This window comes from Virgibacillus phasianinus, from assembly GCF_002216775.1.
Lineage (GTDB): Bacteria > Bacillota > Bacilli > Bacillales > Amphibacillaceae > Virgibacillus_F > Virgibacillus_F phasianinus.
On the sequence record NZ_CP022315.1, the window covers coordinates 3,310,153 to 3,330,295 of the forward strand.

The 20,143-nt window shown below is 39.5% G+C and carries 19 protein-coding genes; 2 read left to right on the forward strand and 17 right to left on the reverse strand.

Features of this window, described 5'->3' with window-relative positions; translation table 11 throughout:
- Positions 1-14 precede the first annotated feature (14 nt).
- The 4 genes from rpoZ to CFK37_RS16010 all read right to left on the reverse strand — a co-directional run bounded on the left by rpoZ (position 15) and on the right by CFK37_RS16010 (position 4,104).
- Entirely contained in the window at positions 15-212 is a 198-nt protein-coding gene (gene rpoZ / locus CFK37_RS15995) for a DNA-directed RNA polymerase subunit omega (RefSeq protein ID WP_089062809.1), read from the reverse strand.
- Positions 209-829: a guanylate kinase gene (gene gmk, locus CFK37_RS16000; RefSeq protein WP_089062810.1), complete on the reverse strand. Its 621-nt coding sequence runs from the start codon at positions 827-829 to the stop codon at positions 209-211. Before gmk ends, rpoZ begins: the two co-directional genes overlap by 4 nt.
- 14 nt (positions 830-843) lie before the next feature.
- A complete protein-coding gene (gene remA, locus CFK37_RS16005) occupies positions 844-1,104 on the reverse strand; it encodes an extracellular matrix/biofilm regulator RemA (protein ID WP_089062811.1) in 261 nt (86 codons plus the stop codon).
- 351 nt (positions 1,105-1,455) lie between these two features.
- Positions 1,456-4,104 (reverse strand): calcium-translocating P-type ATPase, SERCA-type, encoded by a 2,649-nt coding sequence (locus tag CFK37_RS16010; protein WP_089062812.1) that lies wholly within the window; start codon positions 4,102-4,104, stop codon positions 1,456-1,458.
- 123 nt (positions 4,105-4,227) lie between these two features.
- Here CFK37_RS16010 and CFK37_RS16015 point away from each other — a divergent pair, with 123 nt between their 5' ends.
- Positions 4,228-5,937 (forward strand): Rqc2 family fibronectin-binding protein, encoded by a 1,710-nt coding sequence (locus CFK37_RS16015; RefSeq protein WP_089062813.1) that lies wholly within the window; start codon positions 4,228-4,230, stop codon positions 5,935-5,937.
- Between the two features lie 178 nt (positions 5,938-6,115).
- Here CFK37_RS16015 and CFK37_RS16020 read toward each other — a convergent pair whose 3' ends face one another.
- Both CFK37_RS16020 and CFK37_RS16025 read right to left on the reverse strand, forming a co-directional pair.
- The gene (locus CFK37_RS16020; protein ID WP_089062814.1) at positions 6,116-6,535 is read right to left on the reverse strand and encodes an organic hydroperoxide resistance protein; all 420 of its coding nucleotides are present in this window, start codon (positions 6,533-6,535) and stop codon (positions 6,116-6,118) included.
- Positions 6,536-6,602: 67 nt separating this feature from the next.
- A complete protein-coding gene (locus CFK37_RS16025; protein ID WP_089062815.1) occupies positions 6,603-7,463 on the reverse strand; it encodes a LysR family transcriptional regulator in 861 nt (286 codons plus the stop codon).
- A gap of 125 nt (positions 7,464-7,588) precedes the next feature.
- Here CFK37_RS16025 and CFK37_RS16030 point away from each other — a divergent pair, with 125 nt between their 5' ends.
- Positions 7,589-8,353 carry a class I SAM-dependent methyltransferase gene (locus CFK37_RS16030; RefSeq protein ID WP_245837231.1) on the forward strand — a complete coding sequence of 255 codons (765 nt, stop codon included), beginning with the start codon at positions 7,589-7,591 and terminating at the stop codon, positions 8,351-8,353.
- 87 nt (positions 8,354-8,440) lie between these two features.
- Here CFK37_RS16030 and pyrE read toward each other — a convergent pair whose 3' ends face one another.
- The 11 genes from pyrE to lspA all read right to left on the reverse strand — a co-directional run bounded on the left by pyrE (position 8,441) and on the right by lspA (position 20,084).
- Positions 8,441-9,055: an orotate phosphoribosyltransferase gene (gene pyrE, locus CFK37_RS16035; protein WP_089062816.1), complete on the reverse strand. Its 615-nt coding sequence runs from the start codon at positions 9,053-9,055 to the stop codon at positions 8,441-8,443.
- A complete protein-coding gene (gene pyrF / locus CFK37_RS16040; protein ID WP_089062817.1) occupies positions 9,039-9,755 on the reverse strand; it encodes an orotidine-5'-phosphate decarboxylase in 717 nt (238 codons plus the stop codon). Before pyrF ends, pyrE begins: the two co-directional genes overlap by 17 nt.
- Positions 9,752-10,666: a dihydroorotate dehydrogenase gene (locus CFK37_RS16045; RefSeq protein WP_089062818.1), complete on the reverse strand. Its 915-nt coding sequence runs from the start codon at positions 10,664-10,666 to the stop codon at positions 9,752-9,754. The genes pyrF and CFK37_RS16045 overlap by 4 nt, the downstream gene beginning before the upstream one ends.
- Positions 10,663-11,418, reverse strand: a complete 756-nt coding sequence (locus CFK37_RS16050) for a dihydroorotate dehydrogenase electron transfer subunit (protein ID WP_089062819.1) — start codon at positions 11,416-11,418, stop codon at positions 10,663-10,665. The genes CFK37_RS16045 and CFK37_RS16050 overlap by 4 nt, the downstream gene beginning before the upstream one ends.
- On the reverse strand, positions 11,415-14,615 hold the full coding sequence (gene carB, locus CFK37_RS16055) for a carbamoyl-phosphate synthase large subunit (RefSeq protein WP_089062820.1): 3,201 nt from the start codon (positions 14,613-14,615) through the stop codon (positions 11,415-11,417). The genes CFK37_RS16050 and carB overlap by 4 nt, the downstream gene beginning before the upstream one ends.
- Positions 14,608-15,708: a carbamoyl phosphate synthase small subunit gene (locus CFK37_RS16060; protein WP_089062821.1), complete on the reverse strand. Its 1,101-nt coding sequence runs from the start codon at positions 15,706-15,708 to the stop codon at positions 14,608-14,610. The genes carB and CFK37_RS16060 overlap by 8 nt, the downstream gene beginning before the upstream one ends.
- Positions 15,701-16,984 carry a dihydroorotase gene (locus CFK37_RS16065; RefSeq protein WP_089062822.1) on the reverse strand — a complete coding sequence of 428 codons (1,284 nt, stop codon included), beginning with the start codon at positions 16,982-16,984 and terminating at the stop codon, positions 15,701-15,703. Before CFK37_RS16065 ends, CFK37_RS16060 begins: the two co-directional genes overlap by 8 nt.
- Positions 16,938-17,867 carry an aspartate carbamoyltransferase catalytic subunit gene (locus CFK37_RS16070; protein ID WP_089062823.1) on the reverse strand — a complete coding sequence of 310 codons (930 nt, stop codon included), beginning with the start codon at positions 17,865-17,867 and terminating at the stop codon, positions 16,938-16,940. The genes CFK37_RS16065 and CFK37_RS16070 overlap by 47 nt, the downstream gene beginning before the upstream one ends.
- A gap of 135 nt (positions 17,868-18,002) precedes the next feature.
- Complete coding sequence (gene pyrR / locus CFK37_RS16075) at positions 18,003-18,542, reverse strand: bifunctional pyr operon transcriptional regulator/uracil phosphoribosyltransferase PyrR (protein ID WP_089062824.1); 540 nt, start codon at positions 18,540-18,542, stop codon at positions 18,003-18,005.
- Between the two features lie 169 nt (positions 18,543-18,711).
- Complete coding sequence (locus CFK37_RS16080) at positions 18,712-19,617, reverse strand: RluA family pseudouridine synthase (protein WP_089062825.1); 906 nt, start codon at positions 19,615-19,617, stop codon at positions 18,712-18,714.
- Positions 19,614-20,084, reverse strand: a complete 471-nt coding sequence (lspA, locus tag CFK37_RS16085) for a signal peptidase II (protein WP_089062826.1) — start codon at positions 20,082-20,084, stop codon at positions 19,614-19,616. The genes CFK37_RS16080 and lspA overlap by 4 nt, the downstream gene beginning before the upstream one ends.
- Between the last annotated feature and the right edge of the window lie 59 nt (positions 20,085-20,143).

Here is a 20,143-nt window from a genome sequence, read left to right on the forward strand (position 1 = left end):
AGGGGTTCCAATTTTTACTTCTCTGTAACATACAATTTGTCAGCAAGTACTTCTTCTAAGGCCATACCTACAGGCTTATATGACTTTGGATCTTCAATTAACACCGAATTTGTATCAAGCATTTGTCTTGCACGCCTTGCAGATAGCGTTACCAGTGTGTATTTTGAATTAATTTTGTCCTGCAGCTTATCGATTGACGGTTCAAGCATCATAAGTTTTCATCCTCCAATAGTTGTTTGTATTGTTTTTCGATTCGTTCGCGCTTGCAATGTTCACTTTGAATAATAGACTTTACTTTTTCTACGGCATGTTCAACTCGATCATTAACGACCACATAATCATAGGCATCCATCATTTCAATTTCTTTTCTTGCTTCACGAAGACGGTTTAAAACAAGCTCCTGTGTCTCTGTACCACGATTTACAATTCGTGTTTTAAGTTCATCCAAGCTAGGTGGGAACAGAAATATAAAAACACCTTCCGGAAAGTTTTCCCGAACCTGTAATGCCCCCTGCACTTCAATTTCAAGAAAAACATCGTGACCTTCCGCCAACGTTTCTTCTACATATGCGCGTGGCGTTCCATAGTAATTATTAACATATTTCGCATATTCTAACAGTTGATTTTGCTTAATTAATCTTTCAAATTCTTCGTTTGTTTTATAAAAATAATCAATTCCATCTCTTTCACCTGGCCGCATATCCCTTGTTGTCATAGATATCGAATATTTCAAATCGGTATCCTGGTCAAAAAGTTCTTTTCGAACCGTCCCTTTTCCAACTCCAGACGGACCGGAAAGAATAAATAATATCCCTTTCTGATCAATCAAAGCAGTACCTCCTATTATTCGTCTGAAACCTCTTCATGACTTAATACACGCTGGCCAACTGTTTCCGGTTGCACAGCAGACAATACAACATGGTCACTGTCTGTAATTATTACAGCCCTCGTGCGTCTTCCATAAGTTGCATCAACTAATTTATTATTTTCCCTTGCAACGGTAATAATCCGTTTAATTGGTGCAGATTCTGGTGATACAATCGAAATAATTCGATTTGCAGAAACTACATTGCCAAATCCAATATTTATTAATTTCAAACTCAAGCTTAGTTCCCCCTTATCCAATTCGAACAAGTATGTCTCTATTTTTATAATTGCTTTATTGTTAAGTATATTATAATCAATAGGGAATACAAAACTCAACGATTTATTAACTTCATCTATTATACATTCTTTACGTAAAAAAGAAAAACACCTTTTCCGAATTGGAGAGGTGTTTTTCGGTCCCTTGCTTATGCGTCCGCTTCTGATCAGTCGCCTCCGCTTTTCTTGTCTAGCTGCGGCTCCTAGAAGCTGCCGTCATAAGCAATGGACACTTCGAACGCTTAAACCCTTGCGTTCTTCGGTCCTTTGCTTATGCGTCCGCTTCTGATCAGTCGCCTCCGCTTTTCTTTTTTATCTTTTAGTGAATCCAAAGAATACGGTTGGTATTGCGCTTAATGCTAATATGAAGATCCAATCCCGAATTCCAAGGAATACGGTATGGAAAATTGGCTGTAATGGTGCAAAATAAATAACACATAACAACATCGCGATTGACGATAACACGGCAAGCACCAAATACTTGTTTCCGAACGGATTCCTTGAAAATACAGAACGTTCACTGCGGCAATCAAACACGTGAATTAATTGTGCCATAACAAGAGTTGTAAATGCTATTGTCTGAGCATATACCAGGTTTTCCGGATTTCCTTGGTAGGTCATCATAAACCCGATTAAGGTAACCAAGCCAATTAACAGACCCCGACTAACTATTTTAAACCCTAATCCCCTAGCAAAAATGCCTTCTTTTGGCGGCCTTGGCTTACGGTTCATTACATCAGCTTCTGGTTGGTCCAGACCTAGAGCCATCGCCGGAAGACCATCTGTAACAAGGTTAACCCACAATATTTGCACTGGGACTAATGGTAACGGAAGGCCTAATAACACGGCAAACAACATCACCAATATCTCACCAACATTGGATGCTAATAGATAACGGATAAACTTTCGGATATTTTCATAAATATTTCTACCTTCATTGATTGCAGCCTTGATAGTTGCAAAATTATCATCCATTAGAATAAGCGAGGATGCTTCCTTTGCTACATCCGTTCCACTGCGTCCCATACTGATTCCAATATTACTTGCTTTTATTGCAGGCGCATCGTTTACCCCATCACCTGTCATTGCTACAATATGGCCATTTTGCTGAAAAGCATCGACAATTTTTAACTTATGCTCTGGTGTGACCCGAGCAAAAACATACACACGATCAATGATTTCTTTTAATTCATTGGATGACATTTGGTTTAATTGATATCCATCCATTACAAGACCATCTTCAGGCAAAATGTTCAAGTCAGTAGCAATTGCCCGTGCCGTTTTCTCATGATCACCTGTAATCATCACCGTTTTAATTCCAGCTTCCTTACAATCTTCAATTGCTGCTCGTACTTCTTTTCTTGGAGGATCGATCATACCGTATAAACCAACGAAAGTTAAATCATCTTCCAGCAAGCCATCATTTTGTTTACCCGTAATAGGTTTAATCGCAATCGCAATTGTCCGCAATGCTTTATCACCCATTTTATTAATTTCATTATTAATTTTCTCTTTATCCGCAGTTTTCATTAAGCGCTTTTCATTGGTCGACATAATGAAGGCTGACCTTGGTAGTAAGACGTCCGGCGCACCCTTTGTGATAAGAAATTGACGCTTGTTTTCATCCTCCACAATCATACTCATGCGCTTTCTTGTTGAGTCAAAGGGTATTTCTTTAATGATGCGGTATGGTTCACTATCACTTTGATTCAGACCTAATTTTCTTGCAGCAACTAACAGTGCTCCGTCAGTAGGATCACCATTAATAAAATTCTTTCCTTTTTTAACTAAAATGGATGCATGGTTACAGATCATCCCATACAGCAGCATTGATTTTAAATTAGGAAATTGGTTATCTACTCTGTTATTATTCGAATAAAAGTCTCCAAGCAAGTCATACCCATCACCGGTAACGTCCAATCTTGTGTCATTTAAATAAACTTCTTTAACAGTCATTTGGTTTTCTGTCATTGTACCAGTTTTATCGGAACAAATTACCGAGGCAGAGCCAAGTGTTTCCACAGCTGAAAGCTTTCGAACTATCGCATTCTTTCTAATCATTCGCTGTACACCCAGTGATAATGCCACAGTTACGATTGCCGGCAGCCCTTCTGGAATGGCAGCTACCGCTAACGATACCCCCGCTAGGAACATGTTATAGACAGGATGCCCCTGGTAGACACCAACAACAACGACTAATGCGGTTAAAATGAGTGCAACAATAATTAATATCTTGCCAAGTTCCGCTAGTTTATGTTCAAGAGGGGTGATGGTTTTCTTTGTCTTGACCATTAAGGATGCGATTTGACCCATCACTGTGTTCATTCCAGTTCCCACTACTATTCCTGTCCCTGATCCTCGCGTTACCAGGGTTCCCATAAATGCCATGTTGGATTGGTCCTGGGGACCCAGATCCTGTTTATTGAGCGAATTCGTATGTTTGGCTACAGGGAGTGATTCACCTGTCAGTGTTGATTCCTCTGTTTCCATACTATTCGAATCTACTATTCTCATATCAGCAGGAATTCTGTCACCGCTGCTTACTTTTATCACATCACCAACAACAATATCCCTTGATGGTTTCCGTTCCCAATTTTTGTCTCTTAGCACATAAGCAAATGGTGCTGATAGCTCTTTTAACTTTGCTAATGACTTTTCTGCTTTTTGTTCTTGAAAGAACCCAATAAATCCATTTACAAAAACGATAACCATAATTGCTATCGCGTCAATATACTCACCTAGCAATCCGGCAATTAAAGTTGCTGCCAACAAAACCAATACCATAAAATCCTGGAATTGCTTAATGAAAATTAACCATTTTGCAGTTTGTTTTCCTGGATCCAATTCATTAGCCCCATGCTGCTTCTGTCTTTTTTCCACTTGTTTTGATGAAAGTCCTCGTTCGGTTGTAACGTGAAGCTTTTGTTCAAGTTTTTCTTTGTCTAATTGATACCACTGCAAAACACACCCCTCCTGTTCAAGCCCCATTTCTTATCAAATACATTGATAATTTTAGCTTTCTATTATCGATATGTATGCAGACTTGTCCTGAAAAATGCTATAATTAAAGCATGAGGTGATCGAATGCCATTTGATGGAATTGTAACCAGAGCATTGACTAATGAATGGAATGAACAAATTATTTCAGGAAAAATAAACAAAATTTATCAACCAACAAACACAGAAATTGTTTTTACGATACGAAGCAATGGCCAAAATCATACATTGCTGTTTTCTATTCATCCTATGTATGCTCGAATTCACATAACTAAAGATACTTATACAAACCCTAAAGAGGCACCTATGTTTTGTATGATTCTCCGCAAATATTTGTCAGGTGCAGTTATTGAATCCATTAACCAATATGGACTGGAGCGGATCATAACATTCTCGTTTAAAACGCGAAATGAAATCGGCGATGTGACCCATAAGTCATTAGTAATTGAACTAATGGGTAAGCATAGTAATCTTATGCTAATTGATGAAGAGAAAGGACATATTATTGACAGTCTCAAACATGTTTCCCTAGCACAAAACCGCCATCGGACGATCTTGCCCGGTCATCCATATATTCTGCCGCCACACCAGGATAAACTTAATATTCTGGAAGCTAATGCTGATGAATTTATTCAAAAAATTGATTTTAATCAGGGGAAAATGGAAAACCAGATTGTTCAATCACTAAGTGGCATCTCACCGTTAGTTGCACGAGAAATGGTAGGACGGGCAAAGCTAGGATCGCAACAGACGTATAAAAACGTTTATACGGTGCTTCAGGAAACTGTCCAGGGTTTTAATTTTATACCAGCAGTTTACAAAAACTACAAGGAAGACTTCCATGTTATACCGCTTGAAACTGTTTCCGGTGAGAAAGAAACGTTCGATACGACCAATGAAATGTTAGATGTTTTTTACTCTGGAAAAGCAGAACGTGACCGGGTCAAGCAGCAAGCAAAGGATTTGTACCGCTTTATAAAAAATGAAAAAGACAAAAACGAACGAAAAATGAAAAAGCACCAGCAAACCATTAAAAAAGCTGGAAATGCGGATAAATTCCAACACCAAGGTGAATTATTAACTGCTAATATGCATCGTATAAAAAAAGGTGATGCGTCGATTACAGTTACCGATTATTATGATCCTGAGCAACGTAAGCGTACAATTGAACTAAATCCAAATAAAACACCCAGCGAGAACACCCAGGGCTTATTTAAGACTTACCGGAAATTGCAAACATCGAAACAAGTTGTGGAAAATGAAATAACCAAAACAAAAAACGAAATAAGTTATTTAGACCAACTGCTGCAACAAATTGATGTTGCACGGGAAGAGGATATAGAAGAAATTCGTGAAGAATTGCGTGATGAAGGCTATCTAAAAAAACAACGTACCAAACATAAGAAAAAAAACAAGCAAGGATTACCTAAACCAGATTCTTATCAATCATCTGATGGAACACCCATCCTAGTAGGGAAAAATAATAAACAAAACGAGTATGTTACAAATAAAATTGCCCATCGTGATCATGTTTGGCTGCACACAAAGGATATCCCGGGATCTCATGTCGTCATTCAGGATCAAAATCCAAGTGAAGATACGTTGTTAGAGGCCGCCAACTTGGCGGCATATTTCAGCAAATCACAACAATCGTCTTCCGTTCCAGTCGACTATACAACCATCCGGCACGTAAAAAAACCGAATGGTGCAAAGCCCGGATTTGTCACCTACGACAACCAAAAAACACTATTTATTACACCAGATAAAAACCTTGTTGAAAAGTTAAAAGAAAAGTAGAAAAGTTCTGGGCGCATGTTTAACCTGCGCCCGGTTTGTTTTCGCTGGTTTTAATCAAACATTTTCCTTGCTTCGAACCGCTCGTTACGTAAGCCTAAAGGCCAAATTTTATGCATTCATATTTCGTAAAGAAAAAGGGATGATCCTATTTGAATCATCCCTTTTTCTATAATAAATTTTATTCAGCTCTTGCATTTAGGGTTACGTCAACATTTCCTCGGGTTGCTTTGGAATATGGACAAACCTCATGAGCATCATTTACTAATTTATCCGCTTCTTCTTGGTTGACACCCTTAATCGAAACATTTAATGTCGCCGCAATCTTAAAGCCGCCATCTTTCTCATCCTTGCAGAAACTAATTTCCGCTGTAGTTTCAGAATCGATATCCTTCTTTTGATTGGATGCCACAAGATTTAATGCCCCGTCAAAACATGAGGCGTAGGTCGCAGCGAATAATTGCTCTGGGTTTGACCCTTTATCTTCCTTATTTGTTGCTGGGTTTACTAAGTTTAAATCAATCAAGCCATCATCGGATTTAACATGACCATCACGACCATTTTTTGCTGTCGCTTTTGATGTAAATATTACGTTTCCCATTTCTTTAACACTCCTCTTTTTCTTTGTCTATACATTACTATACCACCAAGTCTAAATTACTAAACCATTATATATATGTTCTATTTAAAATGGTTTGAAGAAACTTTTCCACTTGCGGAAGCTTGCGAACCTCTTCCTGATAACATACCCATGTACTTCTCGTTACACTATGATTATCTAAAGTTAAAGCAACATGTGGATATTCATCCATCATGGTATCAGAAACGCTTTTTGGCAAGACAGCCATACCTAGTCCCTGCTTCATAAATTGTTTACAGGTCTCAATTTGATCAACTCGTATTGTTTTTAACGGTTTGATGTGGTGTTGGTGATGATAAAGCCAGTTATCGACTAATTCATGCATACTGTCATCGCTTTTAAACGCAATTAATGGTCGTTCTTTCAACTTATTTTTGGGGAAAGTTTCCGTGTCAAAGATATATAACGGATCTTCAAATATGCATGAACAGGTGCTTTCCTTCAACTTTTCACCGCGAATGATACAGACATGGTAATTTTTGTGATCGCGTTTGATATCTTCACTAATCCCCGTTACAAGATCAATTTCAACATTGGGATATTCGCTTGTATATTCCCCGAGCATTGCAGGTAAATATCGCTGACTAATCAGGGAAGAACAAGCAATTGATAAAGTTCCTTGTACTGTTTTACTTGATTCTAGTAAACTGCTTTTCAATGCCTTCTCTCGTTCCAACACACTGTTTGCATGTTTGATAATCATTTCTCCAACTGGCGTAAGTAGTAGCTTTTTAGATGTACGGATAAATATAGTCTGTCCGAAATAGTCTTCAATGTATCTAAGACGTTGTGTGACCGCAGGCTGTGAAATTAAAAAGGCTTTAGCTGTGCCGCGAATTGTTCCAATATCATTTAACTTGATTAATAAAAGGTAATCATCTATTTTCATTTTCTAACCTCTCATTTGATAAGTATTAATTATTACTATTGATTATAAACTAATATTTTACTTATTGCATGTTTATGCATATGATAATCGTATAATGGATTCCTTATGATTGAAAGAGGGTAATTATGATGAACGAAAAAGAAAATGTTAAACGAGCTTTTGCTAAGAATAGTAATGCATATGTAACAAGTTCTACACATTCCACTGGACCTGATTTACCTTTACTGATTGACTGGTTAAAACCACAATCAGACATGAACGCCCTTGATGTTGCAACCGGTGGTGGTCATGTAGCCAAACACCTGTCTAAGCACGTAGCAAACATTATTGCTTCCGACTTAACTAAAGAAATGCTGAATAATACTGCTAAATATTTACATTCCTACACTAATATTAAGTACGCTGTTGCTGATGCTGAAGAATTGCCTTTCGATAATAATACCTTTGACATCGTAACCTGCCGGATAGCTGCACACCATTTTCCGACTCCTGATAAATTTATTGCGGAAGTTTGCCGTGTTTTAAAACCCGATGGTAAGTTTATGTTGATTGACAATGTTGCTGCTGAGGAACAAACATTAGATAATTTTGTTAACAAAGTAGAGAAGATGCGGGATTATAGTCATGTGCGTTCACACACTGTTACAGAGTGGATGGCACTATTTGATAAAAATCAATTGACAATACTTAAGCAGCAGTCTAGAAAGAAAACACTACCATACAAAGAGTGGACTGACCGTACATTAATGGATGACCAAGCAAAGCATGCCGTATCTTTTTATTTGAAAAATGCACCGAAACGAATTCGCGACTATTTTCAAGTAACAATTACTGGTGATGAAATTTCTTCTTTTATTATAGATGAGTGGATGGTGATGTGTAAAAAGTAAAAAGTTAATTACTAATTAGCTTATTACAAATTAATTGTCTAAAAATAAGCTGACCATTCTTACTAGAGTGATCAGCTTATTTGCCAACTATAATTCTTTACGCCACACTTGAAGCTTATGGCTTTCTGTATCACTTATTGTGCCGTTTTCAACTAAAAGTGTTAAAAGTTCTTCATAGTTTGTTATTGTGTCAAAGGATAAATTCGCAGAAGAAAATTTTTCAACTGACTTTTCCAGTCCATAGGTGAAAATCGCAAGAACACTCAGTACCTCTGCACCCACTTTTTGCAGTGCCTGTGCTGCTTCAATTGATGATCCCCCTGTTGAGATTAAATCTTCAATGACAACAACCTTCTGACCTTCTTGCAAATGTCCTTCAATCTGATTACCTTTACCGTGCCCCTTTGGTTTGGACCTTACATATACCATTGGCAAATTAAGTTCATCAGCCAGCCATGCTGCATGAGGAATCCCCGCAGTAGCACAGCCTGCAATTACATCAGGCTTGATTTCCATTTGTTCTACTAACCTCACAAATGCCTGTACAATTTTCCTGCGAACGACCGGGTATGACATGGTTAAGCGGTTGTCGCAATAGATAGGTGATTTTATCCCAGAGGTCCATGTGAAATAGTCCTCTGTTTTAATTTGAATTGCCTTTATCTCCAAAAGATCATTTGCCAGTTCATGATTTAACCCCATATCCCCACTCCTCTTTAACTTGTCGATATGCCCTTCCTGGATCGCTCGCTTTCGTAACAGTACGGCCCAATACTAGAATATCTGCATTATTTTCCCGTGCAAAGGCAGGTGTTGCCACCCTTTTTTGATCATTTACATCTGAATCGTCTAATCGGATGCCAGGTGTTACTGTTAAAAAAGAGGTCCCGCAAACCTGCTTAATAGCCTTAGCTTCGTGTACCGAACACACTACTCCATCTGCTCCATTTTGATTGGCAAAATCCGCAAAATGAAGAACATTATCATGCACGTTTCCGGGAAGCCGTAATTCTTTCCCCATTACCACATCGTCCATCGATGTTAACATCGTCACCGCGATCAATTTAGTCTCGTGGTTGGAATGTGAATTTGATTGCAGCCCTTCTTTCGCACGTTGCATCATTTCACTTCCACCGAGTGCGTGTACATTTACCATATCTACCTCAAGCTTTGCGATGTTCGCCATTGCTTTCTTTACGGTAGTTGGAATATCATGTAATTTTAAATCAAGAAAGATGGCATGATTATTTTCCTTTAATTGTTCGATAACCCTCGGTCCTTCCCGATAAAACAGTTCCATTCCAACCTTTACTGGAACACCTTGCATATCATGCGCATCGATAAAACTGCTTGCTTGTTCCCAAGTAGGAAAATCTAATGATAAATACATGTTCTCGTTCATGCTCCATGCCCCTTTCCAATCGCATCCTCTACAGACAAGAATCCATATTTTGATAAAGCGTTTGGTAGTTCTTCAATTAGTTCTGGACAGATAAATGGGTTTTGAAAGTTTGCTGTTCCAACAGCAACTGCACTAGCTCCAGCCAATAGAAATTCAATTACGTCGTCAACATTGGAAATTCCGCCCATCCCGATAATGGGAATCTGGACATGCTTTTTGACCTCATAAACCATTCGTATTGCCACTGGTTTGATAGCTGGCCCGGACAAACCACCCGTTTGATTTGCTAATATTGGTTTTTTACTTGGTAGGTGAATTTGCATCCCCGACAATGTGTTGATCATGGATAAACCATCTGCGCCAGCCTCCTCCACTGCTTTAGCCATTGAAACGATATCAGATACATTCGGCGACAATTTCACATATACAGGAAGATTACTAGCCTTCTTAACAATTCTAGTAACATTAGCCGCCATTTCCGGATTTGTTCCAAATTGAATACCGCCCTCTTTAACATTTGGGCATGAAATATTTAACTCAAGTGCGTGGACGGAGTCGGTTTGGTTAAATGCCTTTGCTACCATCTCGTATTCTTCCAAAGTACTACCAGCAACATTTGCAATAATAGGGATTGAATAGTTTGCCAGAAAAGGAACTTCTGTTTCTATTATTTTTTCTACGCCCGGGTTTTGCAGTCCAATCGCATTTAACATCCCGCTCGCAGTCTCAGCCACTCGAGGTGTGCTATTGCCATAACGATTGCTACCTGTTGCTGCTTTCATAATAACTGCACCCAATTGCTGAAGGTCATAAAAGTCACTGTATTCGCGGCCAAATCCAAAACAGCCTGACGCTGGCATTATTGGATTTTTCATCTGTAAACCGGGTAGATTCACCGCCAGCTCACTCATAATTTCACCTCATTTGCTGCAAATACCGGGCCATCCTTGCAAATTTTCCGATATCCTCCTTGGGTCTCTGTTGGGATGACACAAGCGAAACATGCACCCACGCCGCATCCCATCCGTTCCTCCAAGGAGACATAGCCTGACTGATGTTCAAGCTTAGTCGTCACAGCCTGAAGCATAGCCATCGGTCCGCATGTATAGTAGCAATCATAATCACCCATTTTTCCTATTACATCGGTAACAAATCCATGATGACCATACGATCCATCATTCGTGGTGATAAGTGTTTCACCAAGCTCCTTGAATGCTGCTTCATAAAAAACACTGTCAGCTGTTTGAAATCCAAGCACAGCTTTTATAGTGACTCCCTCAGCGGCTAATTCTTTACCTAGACAGTATAATGGGGGAATTCCAATTCCTCCCCCGACCAATAATATGGTTTTGTTTAATAGATTATCATAAGGGAACCCGTTACCACTGGGTCCTAATGCACTAATTTGCATTCCTTCCTGATAATTAGATAAAGCCTTTGTTCCTTCGCCTAATTGCTTAAATAAAACCGTTACCGTTTCATTCTTTTTATCTATCTTAGCAATTGATATTGGACGCCGTAATGTATGCCCTTCAATTCCGATATGCAGAAACTGCCCTGGTTGGGCAGTTCTGCTAATATGCTGATTTTGAAGTACCATTTCGGTTGTTTCACGAGCAATTTCTGTTGATTTAACTATCAGCAGATTTTCTTTCCTTATCATGATAGGACAACCTTTTTACCTGTCATTGGCTTGGCACTAAATGTTGTAGAATCAATTACATTCAGAATTGCATTCGCTGTATCAAGGCTTGTTAAACAAGCAATTCCGTGCTCAACCGATTCCCGGCGGATCATAAATCCATCTGAACGTGGTTTCTTTCCGGAAGTTAACGTATTTACAACAAATTGGACATCGCCATTTTCTATGATAGACAAGACATTTGGTTCGTCTGAGCCAATTTTAGCCACTTCGGTAACTGGAATACCATTTTTGTTTACATAGCTGGCAGTACCGGCGGTCGCGTACAATTGAAATCCAAGTTGATGAAAACGATTGGCGATCTCTAGTGTCTCTGCCTTATCTTTATCGGCAACTGTTAGCAGTACCGAACCAACCTGTGGTACCTTTAAACCTGACGCTATCAGCCCTTTATAAAGTGCTTTTTCTAATGTTTTATCATGCCCGATTGCTTCACCGGTCGATTTCATTTCTGGCCCAAGAATGGTATCAACACTTCTGAGCTTTTCAAATGAAAATACTGGCACTTTAACAGATACACTCTCCTGCTCAGGCAAGATTCCTGACGTATATCCCATTGAATTCAATGACTCCCCTAAAATACATCTAGTTGCAATATTTGCCATGGTTACACCGGTAACTTTACTTAAAAATGGTATGGTTCTGCTTGCTCTGGGATTCACTTCAAGTACATATACGTCTTCATCACGTATAATGAACTGAATGTTAATTAATCCTTTAACATTTAGACTTTGAGCAATTTTCGTCGATGCCTCCATACACTTCTGTTTTACTAACTCACTGATGCGCTGCGGTGGATAAACAGCAATGGAATCACCAGAGTGTACACCTGCGCGTTCGATGTGTTCCATAATCCCAGGTACAATAGTCGATTCCCCATCACTGATTGCATCGACCTCTACTTCAATTCCTGTAATATATTTATCGATTAAAATAGGATGTGCGTCATCAGCCCCATTGGATTTTGCTAAATATGCATTCAATTCATCGTCATCATAAACAATTTCCATCCGGCTTCCGCCAATTACATAGGATGGTCTAACCAAAACCGGATAACCTATCTCATTCGCTACCTGAAGAGCCTGGTCGAGTTTTAAGACAGATTTACCTTTTGGGCGGAGTAGGTCTAGATCATTTAACAGCATCTCAAACTTGTCGCGATCTTCCGCTTTATCTATTGCTTCCAAGTTGGTGCCGAGAATTTCAACTCCGCGCCGCTTTAATCCATCAGCTAAGTTAATCGCTGTTTGACCGCCAAACTGGACGATTACTCCTTCTGGTTCCTCTAAATTGATTACATTCATAACATCCTCAAGGGTTAACGGTTCGAAATATAATTTATCGGAAATACTAAAGTCAGTTGAAACGGTTTCTGGATTATTATTCATGATAATTGCTTCATAACCCATTTCTTTAATTGCCATCACAGAATGGACTGTGGCGTAATCAAATTCGATACCCTGACCAATCCGAATTGGTCCTGAACCCAAAACAAGAATCTTCTTTCGGTCAGACTTTATGGATTCATTCTCATCTTCATACGTACTGTAGAAATATGGTGTTTCCGATTCAAATTCTGCGGCACAGGTATCAACCATTTTATAAACTGGGCTAATATTTTGTTCCATTCGTTGGGCGTATACGTCATCAACCGCTGTATCCCAAACCCTTGCTATGTGCGCATCAGAAAACCCAAGTTTTTTAACCTTTTCCAATAAATCCTGGTCATTTTTATTTTCACGTAATGCTTGCTCAAGTTCTATTAACCGACTAATTTTCACAAGGTAGAAGCGGTCTATTTTAGTTTGGTCAAAAATTTCTTCGATCGTCATTCCACGCCTGAACACTTCGGCCAAAACGAATAACCGCTCATCATCAGCTTTCTTTAAACGATGCTTTAACTCCTCGAGCGACAAACCAGTTAGTGATTTCAGCCAGAGATCCTCTGTTCCGATATCAAGTGAACGAACCCCTTTTAACAATGATTCCTCAAAGTTTCTGCCAATCGCCATAATCTCGCCCGTTGCTTTCATTTGGGTTCCTAAATAACGATCTCCCGTTATGAACTTATCAAATGGAAACCTTGGTATTTTGGTCACCACATAATCAAGCGCTGGTTCAAAACATGCATATGTTTTGCCAGTAATCGGGTTTAGAATTTCATCCAAGGTAAGCCCAACAGCTATTTTAGCGGCCACTTTCGCAATTGGATAGCCTGTTGCCTTAGAAGCAAGCGCAGATGAACGGCTTACGCGTGGATTCACTTCAATAATAAAATAGTTAAAACTGTTTGGGTCTATTGCTAATTGAACATTACAGCCACCCTCAATTTGAAGGGCGCGAATAATCTTAAGCGACGCATTTCTAAGCAGTTGGTATTCCCGGTCACTAAGTGTTTGTGATGGTGCAACAACGATGGAGTCACCTGTATGGATCCCGACAGGATCCACATTCTCCATGTTACAAACAACAATCGCCTGATCATTCTTATCGCGCATCACTTCATATTCAATTTCTTTAAACCCTGCAATATTTCGTTCAATCAAACATTGATTTACAGGTGATAGCGATAATCCGTTTCGCGTAACGTCCCGCAGTTCCTTTTCGCTGTAGCACATTCCTCCGCCAGTACCGCCTAAGGTGTATGCGGGTCGTACAATAAGTGGAAACCCTATTTCATCTGCGAAACCCACCGCCTGGTCAATAGAATTTACAATTTGGCTTTCAGGAACTGGCTCATTCAATTCATGCATTAAAGAACGAAACATCTCCCTATCTTCCGCTTTTTGGATTGCTTCAAGTGATGTACCAAGAAGATTCACATCATATTCCGCCAGTATTCCAGTTTCTTCAAGCGCAACTGCCATGTTTAACCCTGTTTGTCCCCCAAGCGTGGGAAGCAATGCGTCCGGCTGTTCTTTGCGGATAATTTTTGTCAAAAACTCAACGGTTAGAGGCTCCATATATACTTTATCAGCAACTGTATGATCCGTCATTATTGTCGCAGGATTGGAGTTAGCTAAAATTACCTGGTAACCTTCTTCTTTTAGTGCCTGACATGCTTGTGTACCTGAATAGTCAAATTCCGCAGCCTGGCCAATGACAATTGGACCTGATCCAATTACTAAAATTTTGTCGATTGCAGTGTTCTTAGGCATATGTCTCTTCCTCCTTTTTAGCATGTACTTGCTCGATCATTGTTAAAAAGTTATCAAATAGGTGATTCGTGTCTTCTGGTCCAGGAGAACTCTCCGGGTGATACTGCACGGTGAATGCGGGATATGTTTTATGTTTAATGCCCTCCACCGTATTATCATTCAGTGCTACCTCTGTAAGCACAAGATTCGTTTCCTTCAGTGTATCTGGTCGAACTGCATAGCTGTGGTTTTGCGATGTTAAATACGTCTTGTTTAATTCCAGGTTTTTCACAGGATGGTTTGCACCACGGTGTCCAAATTTCATTTTTATTGTGTCCGCACCGCATGCTAATGCAAACAATTGATGTCCAAGACAAATACCAAACAGCGGAATCTTTCCAAGTACCTCTTTTACCATTTGAATTGCTTCGGGAACATCTTTTGGATCGCCGGGGCCATTCGTCAGCATGATGCCATCCGGCTTTAACCGTAAAATATTTTCAGCACTATAATTATAGGGTACAACTGTTACATGGCAGTTTCTCTTTGTGAGTTCACGTAAAATTCCGTGTTTCATTCCAAAGTCCACTAAGACAATACGACGCCCGCGGCCTGGCACAACGTATGGTTTAACTGCAGAGGTTAGCTGAACCTGATTTGTCATCATTTGCTGGTTAGTTAACTCTAGTAAAAGCTCTTCTTTAGATTCTGTTGCATCCGCAATTACAGCTTTCATTGTTCCATGCCGACGAATAATCTTAGTCAGTTTTCTAGTATCAATTCCGGAAATACCAGGGATGTCATTCGCTTTCAAATAGGAACTAAGATTTTCATCACTTCTGAAGTTAGAAGGATCATCACATACTTCCTTTACTACAAAGCCATGAATAAAAGGGGTCACCGTTTCAAAGTCATCACGGTTTATTCCATAATTCCCCACCAATGGATACGTCATCGTAACAATTTGACCGCAATAAGAGGGATCCGTTATTACTTCCTGATATCCAGACATTCCGGTGTTAAATACCACTTCCCCTGATTTTTTTCGGTCACTTCCAAAACCCTCACCAATAAATACTGTTCCGTCTTCTAAAATTAGCTGGCGCTTAGTCATGAAAATCCTCCTTATAAACTACTTTTCCTTCTGAGATGGTTAATACTGGTTTACTTAAAATATTCCAATCATGAAATGGTGTATTTTTACCTTTAGATCGAAAGTCATCTTTATTTATTCGGCTTTCCATATCGAGATTAACAATTGTTAGATCCGCAACCGCCTTTTCCTCGATCTTCCCATATGGTAAATCAAAGACTTGAGCAGGTTTTATGGTTAACCAATCGACCAGTTGCTTCAATGTAATCTTTTCAGTTTTGACTAAATGCGTGTACAGGAGTGAGAAGGCTGTCTCTAAACCTACAATTCCAAACGGTGACTTGATAAATCCTAGCGCTTTCTCAGTTTCGGCATGTGGGGCATGGTCGGTTGCAATAAAATCAATTGTTCCATCGATCAGACCTGTAAGCAGTGCCTCCTGATCCTCCTTACTCCGCAATGGAGGATTCATTTTAAAATTGGTATCATCTTCTATGATTGCTTCTTCGTTTAACAGTAAATGATGCGGGGTAACTTCTGCCGTAACATGAATGCCGGCCTTTTTAGCATCACGGATGACACGTACAGATTCCTTTGTACTAACATGACACACATGATAATGTGCATCAGCCGCTTCAGCTAATAAAACATCGCGGGCAATTTGCACTGATTCACTTAATGAGGGGATTCCAGGGAAGTTCATACGCTCGCTAACTCTCCCTTGATGAACCACCCCGCCATATACAATGGAGTTATCCTCACAATGTGCAACAATCGGGGTATTACATGCTGCTGCTTCTTTCATTGCGCGAAGCATCATATCAGCAGTTTGTATACCCACTCCATCATCAGTAAAGGCAAACACACCCATGTCAGCTATTTTTCTTATATTTGATAACTTTTCGCCCTTCAGCCCTTTAGTTATTGCTGCGTACGGCAGTACACGAACAACCGCTGTTTCATTGATTCGATCAAATAATGCCTGTACAGATTCTTCATTATCAGGAACGGGTGAGGTATTTGGCATAGCGCACACTGTGGTGAACCCGCCTTTTGCTGCAGCTTTCGTACCTGTTTCGATTGTCTCTTTGTGCTCACCACCTGGTTCCCTAAGATGAATATGCACATCAATAAATCCTGGAAAAGCCATGTTATTCTTACAATCTATTATTTGCTCTGTCTGCTTTTCAATTGTTGGAGCAATTTCCTTTATGTGCTTATTTTCTATTAATACATCCACTTTCTCAGTCTCAGATGATTCCGTAAAGCGTACCAAATTCTTCAGTAAGATCGCCATCATGCATTCCCCATTCCTTTGCTAATAATGTTATGATTGCCATTCGAATGTAAGTGCCGTTATTCATTTGTTTAAATATTCTTGAACGCCTGCATTCTACTAATTCAGATGCAATTTCAACCCCCCTGTTAACAGGTGCCGGATGCATGATAATTGCCCTGTCACGCATTTTCTTTTCGCGTTCTATTGTAAGTCCATATTTATCATGATAGGAGCTGGTATCATACTGTTCTTTTCCATGTCTTTCATGCTGAATTCTGAGTAGCATCAGCACATCGCACATTTCTACCGCATCGTCTATTGAAATATATGAAAAACCAAGTGATGCATCTTCAAATCCGGGCGCGGCAGTGAGATATACATTAGCACCCAGAGTTTGAAGTGCATGGGCGTTTGACCGGGCAACACGACTATGCTTGATGTCTCCGGATATTACAACGTTTAGCCCCTGAAAGCATCCGTACTCCTGATAAATAGTTTGCAGGTCAAGCATGCACTGGGTTGGATGTTCTCCTTTTCCCGCACCGGCATTTATGATGGGAATTGGAAACTTATCTATAAGCCCTTCATACCAATTGTCATCCTGATGCCGTATTACCAATAGATTTGCGCCAATCGACTCACATGTTTTTGCAGTATCATACAAAGATTCACCCTTTGTCACACTGGAAGCTTCCATTTGCAAATCCAGTGTTTCCATTCCCAGTTTCTTCTCAGCAACAAGGAAACTTACTTTGGTTCGTGTACTAGGCTCAAAAAATAGATTTGCGACAAATAGCTGGTGGTCAAACGTTGGATGATTGTTCCTGAACCGTTCAGCAAGTTCTACAATTGTAATCATTTCTTCCGCTGTTAAATTTTTTGTAGATACAAAATGTTTCATAACCAGCCCCCTATTTATTGGTATTAAAAAAACCTCTTTGCAAAGGCCGCAAAGAGGTAGACGTGTACAAAGCACACGTAACACTTAACAACCTTATAAATCTCTCTGGATTTAGTTAAAGGTTTCCTTATTTACTTAATCATAAATACTTACCTGATCGAGTTGATCAGTTTCATCCAATTTTACAACTATTACTTCTTTATCGGATGTCGGGATATTCTTACCAACATAATCAGCTCGAATTGGTAATTCCCGATGGCCCCTGTCAATAAGCACCGCTAATTGAATTTGTGAAGGCCTGCCAAGGTCCATTACCGCGTCCATAGCAGCGCGGACGGTTCTACCCGTGAATAAGACATCATCAACCAATATAATATTCTTATTTGTTAACAGCACATCAATATTTGTATCCTTTAATTCCGGTTCGTTTGTTGCTGTTTTCTTTTCCAAATCATCGCGGTAAAGCGTGATATCAAGTTCCCCGATTGGTACGGTCACATTTTCAATTTGAGCTATTTTATCCTGCAGCCGCTTTGTGAGTGGGATACCGCGCGTCTTAATACCAATCAAAACCAGATTTTCGCCACCCTTATTCTTTTCAACTATTTCATGTGCGATTCGGGTTAATGCCCGGTTAATCGCTGGTTGGTCTAATACAACTGTTTTTTCTTTCATGGCCATTTTCCACCTCAAAAAAATCCCTTTTCTCCGTGAGGAAAAAAGGGATTTGGGTACACTCAGAAGAATATCCAAGTATAAATCCGTTTCCTTTTTAGCCTCACAGGACTATTCTTAAAGGTTCATTTATTAATTAGCTTTATTATGACAAAAAAACAAGCAAGTGTCAATACATTTTTTGTATCTGTTCAATCAAATCCATAAATACTTGAGGTGGTTCAACCTCAAATTGCAGCCACTCGTTAGTACGCGGATGTGTAAACCCTAGCGATTTTGCATGCAATGCCTGACCCTTTGCATCCAATGTTTTCCTTTGTCCATACTTAGGATCACCAACTAAAGGAAAATCTATATAGCGAAAATGAACGCGAATTTGATGTGTACGCCCTGTTTCAAGCTGACATTCGACATGTGTGAAATGACCATAACGGTCCAGCACACTAAAATGAGTGACGGCTGGCTTGCCATTACTCACCACACCCATTTTCTGGCGGTCCTTGGGATCACGACCGATAGGAGCATCAATCATACCTGTCTCATGTTCAATTATCCCATGAACAATCGCTTCATATTTACGTTCCGCCTTTTTACTGGCCAACTGTTCTGTTAAACTTTCATGTGCCTGATCATTTTTTGCCACCACCAATAATCCACTTGTATCTTTATCAATTCGGTGAACAATCCCTGGACGCTCGATACCATTAATCCCGGAAAGGTCATCACAATGGTAAAGAAGCGCATTGACCAGGGTTCCGTTTGGATGACCAGCAGAAGGATGAACCACCATACCCTTGGGTTTATTTACAACGACAACATCCGCATCTTCGTAAATAATGTCGAGTGGTATATTTTCCGCCACGATCTCCATCGGCTTAGTCTCTGGCACAGACCATTCAACTAAATCGCCTTCCTGACATTTGTAATTTGCCTTTATTACTTCATTATTTACTTTTACATATCCATCTGTAATCCATGTTTGGACCTGGGAACGCGAATTATCTGGATTTATCTCAGCTAACAGCTTATCAATCCTTAATTTGTTCTGGTCGGCCCGTACTTCATAATTAGTCATACACCTTTATTTCCTTTCTTTTTCTCATCAAGAAATGTTCCAATTAACACAAGAATAACTCCGACCACCAGTGAGGAATCAGCAACGTTAAAAATTGGGTAATCATATCCGAAAATATTAAAATCAAGGAAATCAACAACTTCCCCCCGGAAAATACGATCAATGAAATTACCGACTGCCCCGCCCAGGATAAAACTTAGTGAAATAGCAAGTAGCTTACTTTCTTTGCCATACTTTTGTAATGCATAAATTACGCCTATTACGACAATCGTGGTAATAATGTAAAAGAAGATCATTCTACCTTCCAAAATACCCCAGGCAGCACCTTTATTACGATGTGAAGTTAAGTAAAAAAAGTCTTTAACGACTGTTATCTGTTCATATAATTCCATATTCTTAACGACTATCCACTTTGTAACCTGGTCAATTACAATCAGGATTAAAGCTATTATGTAGTAAACGTACATCTATTTTCCTCCGATTCAAACTTATTTCTCCCTAACATAATATCATAAAAAATCCTCCC

What these genes read in the sequence shown, in the direction of transcription:
- rpoZ (WP_089062809.1), bottom strand. Translation starts at nt 212, where the DNA reads ATGATGCTTGAACCGTCAATCGATAAGCTGCAGGACAAAATTAATTCA.
- CFK37_RS16015 (WP_089062813.1), top strand. Translation starts at nt 4,228, where the DNA reads ATGCCATTTGATGGAATTGTAACCAGAGCATTGACTAATGAATGGAAT.
- CFK37_RS16020 (WP_089062814.1), bottom strand. Translation starts at nt 6,535, where the DNA reads ATGGGAAACGTAATATTTACATCAAAAGCGACAGCAAAAAATGGTCGT.
- CFK37_RS16025 (WP_089062815.1), bottom strand. Translation starts at nt 7,463, where the DNA reads ATGAAAATAGATGATTACCTTTTATTAATCAAGTTAAATGATATTGGA.
- CFK37_RS16030 (WP_245837231.1), top strand. Translation starts at nt 7,589, where the DNA reads ATGATGAACGAAAAAGAAAATGTTAAACGAGCTTTTGCTAAGAATAGT.
- pyrE (WP_089062816.1), bottom strand. Translation starts at nt 9,055, where the DNA reads ATGGGGTTAAATCATGAACTGGCAAATGATCTTTTGGAGATAAAGGCA.
- pyrF (WP_089062817.1), bottom strand. Translation starts at nt 9,755, where the DNA reads ATGAACGAGAACATGTATTTATCATTAGATTTTCCTACTTGGGAACAA.
- CFK37_RS16045 (WP_089062818.1), bottom strand. Translation starts at nt 10,666, where the DNA reads ATGAGTGAGCTGGCGGTGAATCTACCCGGTTTACAGATGAAAAATCCA.
- CFK37_RS16050 (WP_089062819.1), bottom strand. Translation starts at nt 11,418, where the DNA reads ATGATAAGGAAAGAAAATCTGCTGATAGTTAAATCAACAGAAATTGCT.
- carB (WP_089062820.1), bottom strand. Translation starts at nt 14,615, where the DNA reads ATGCCTAAGAACACTGCAATCGACAAAATTTTAGTAATTGGATCAGGT.
- CFK37_RS16060 (WP_089062821.1), bottom strand. Translation starts at nt 15,708, where the DNA reads ATGACTAAGCGCCAGCTAATTTTAGAAGACGGAACAGTATTTATTGGT.
- CFK37_RS16065 (WP_089062822.1), bottom strand. Translation starts at nt 16,984, where the DNA reads ATGGCGATCTTACTGAAGAATTTGGTACGCTTTACGGAATCATCTGAG.
- CFK37_RS16070 (WP_089062823.1), bottom strand. Translation starts at nt 17,867, where the DNA reads ATGAAACATTTTGTATCTACAAAAAATTTAACAGCGGAAGAAATGATT.
- pyrR (WP_089062824.1), bottom strand. Translation starts at nt 18,542, where the DNA reads ATGAAAGAAAAAACAGTTGTATTAGACCAACCAGCGATTAACCGGGCA.
- CFK37_RS16080 (WP_089062825.1), bottom strand. Translation starts at nt 19,617, where the DNA reads ATGACTAATTATGAAGTACGGGCCGACCAGAACAAATTAAGGATTGAT.
- lspA (WP_089062826.1), bottom strand. Translation starts at nt 20,084, where the DNA reads ATGTACGTTTACTACATAATAGCTTTAATCCTGATTGTAATTGACCAG.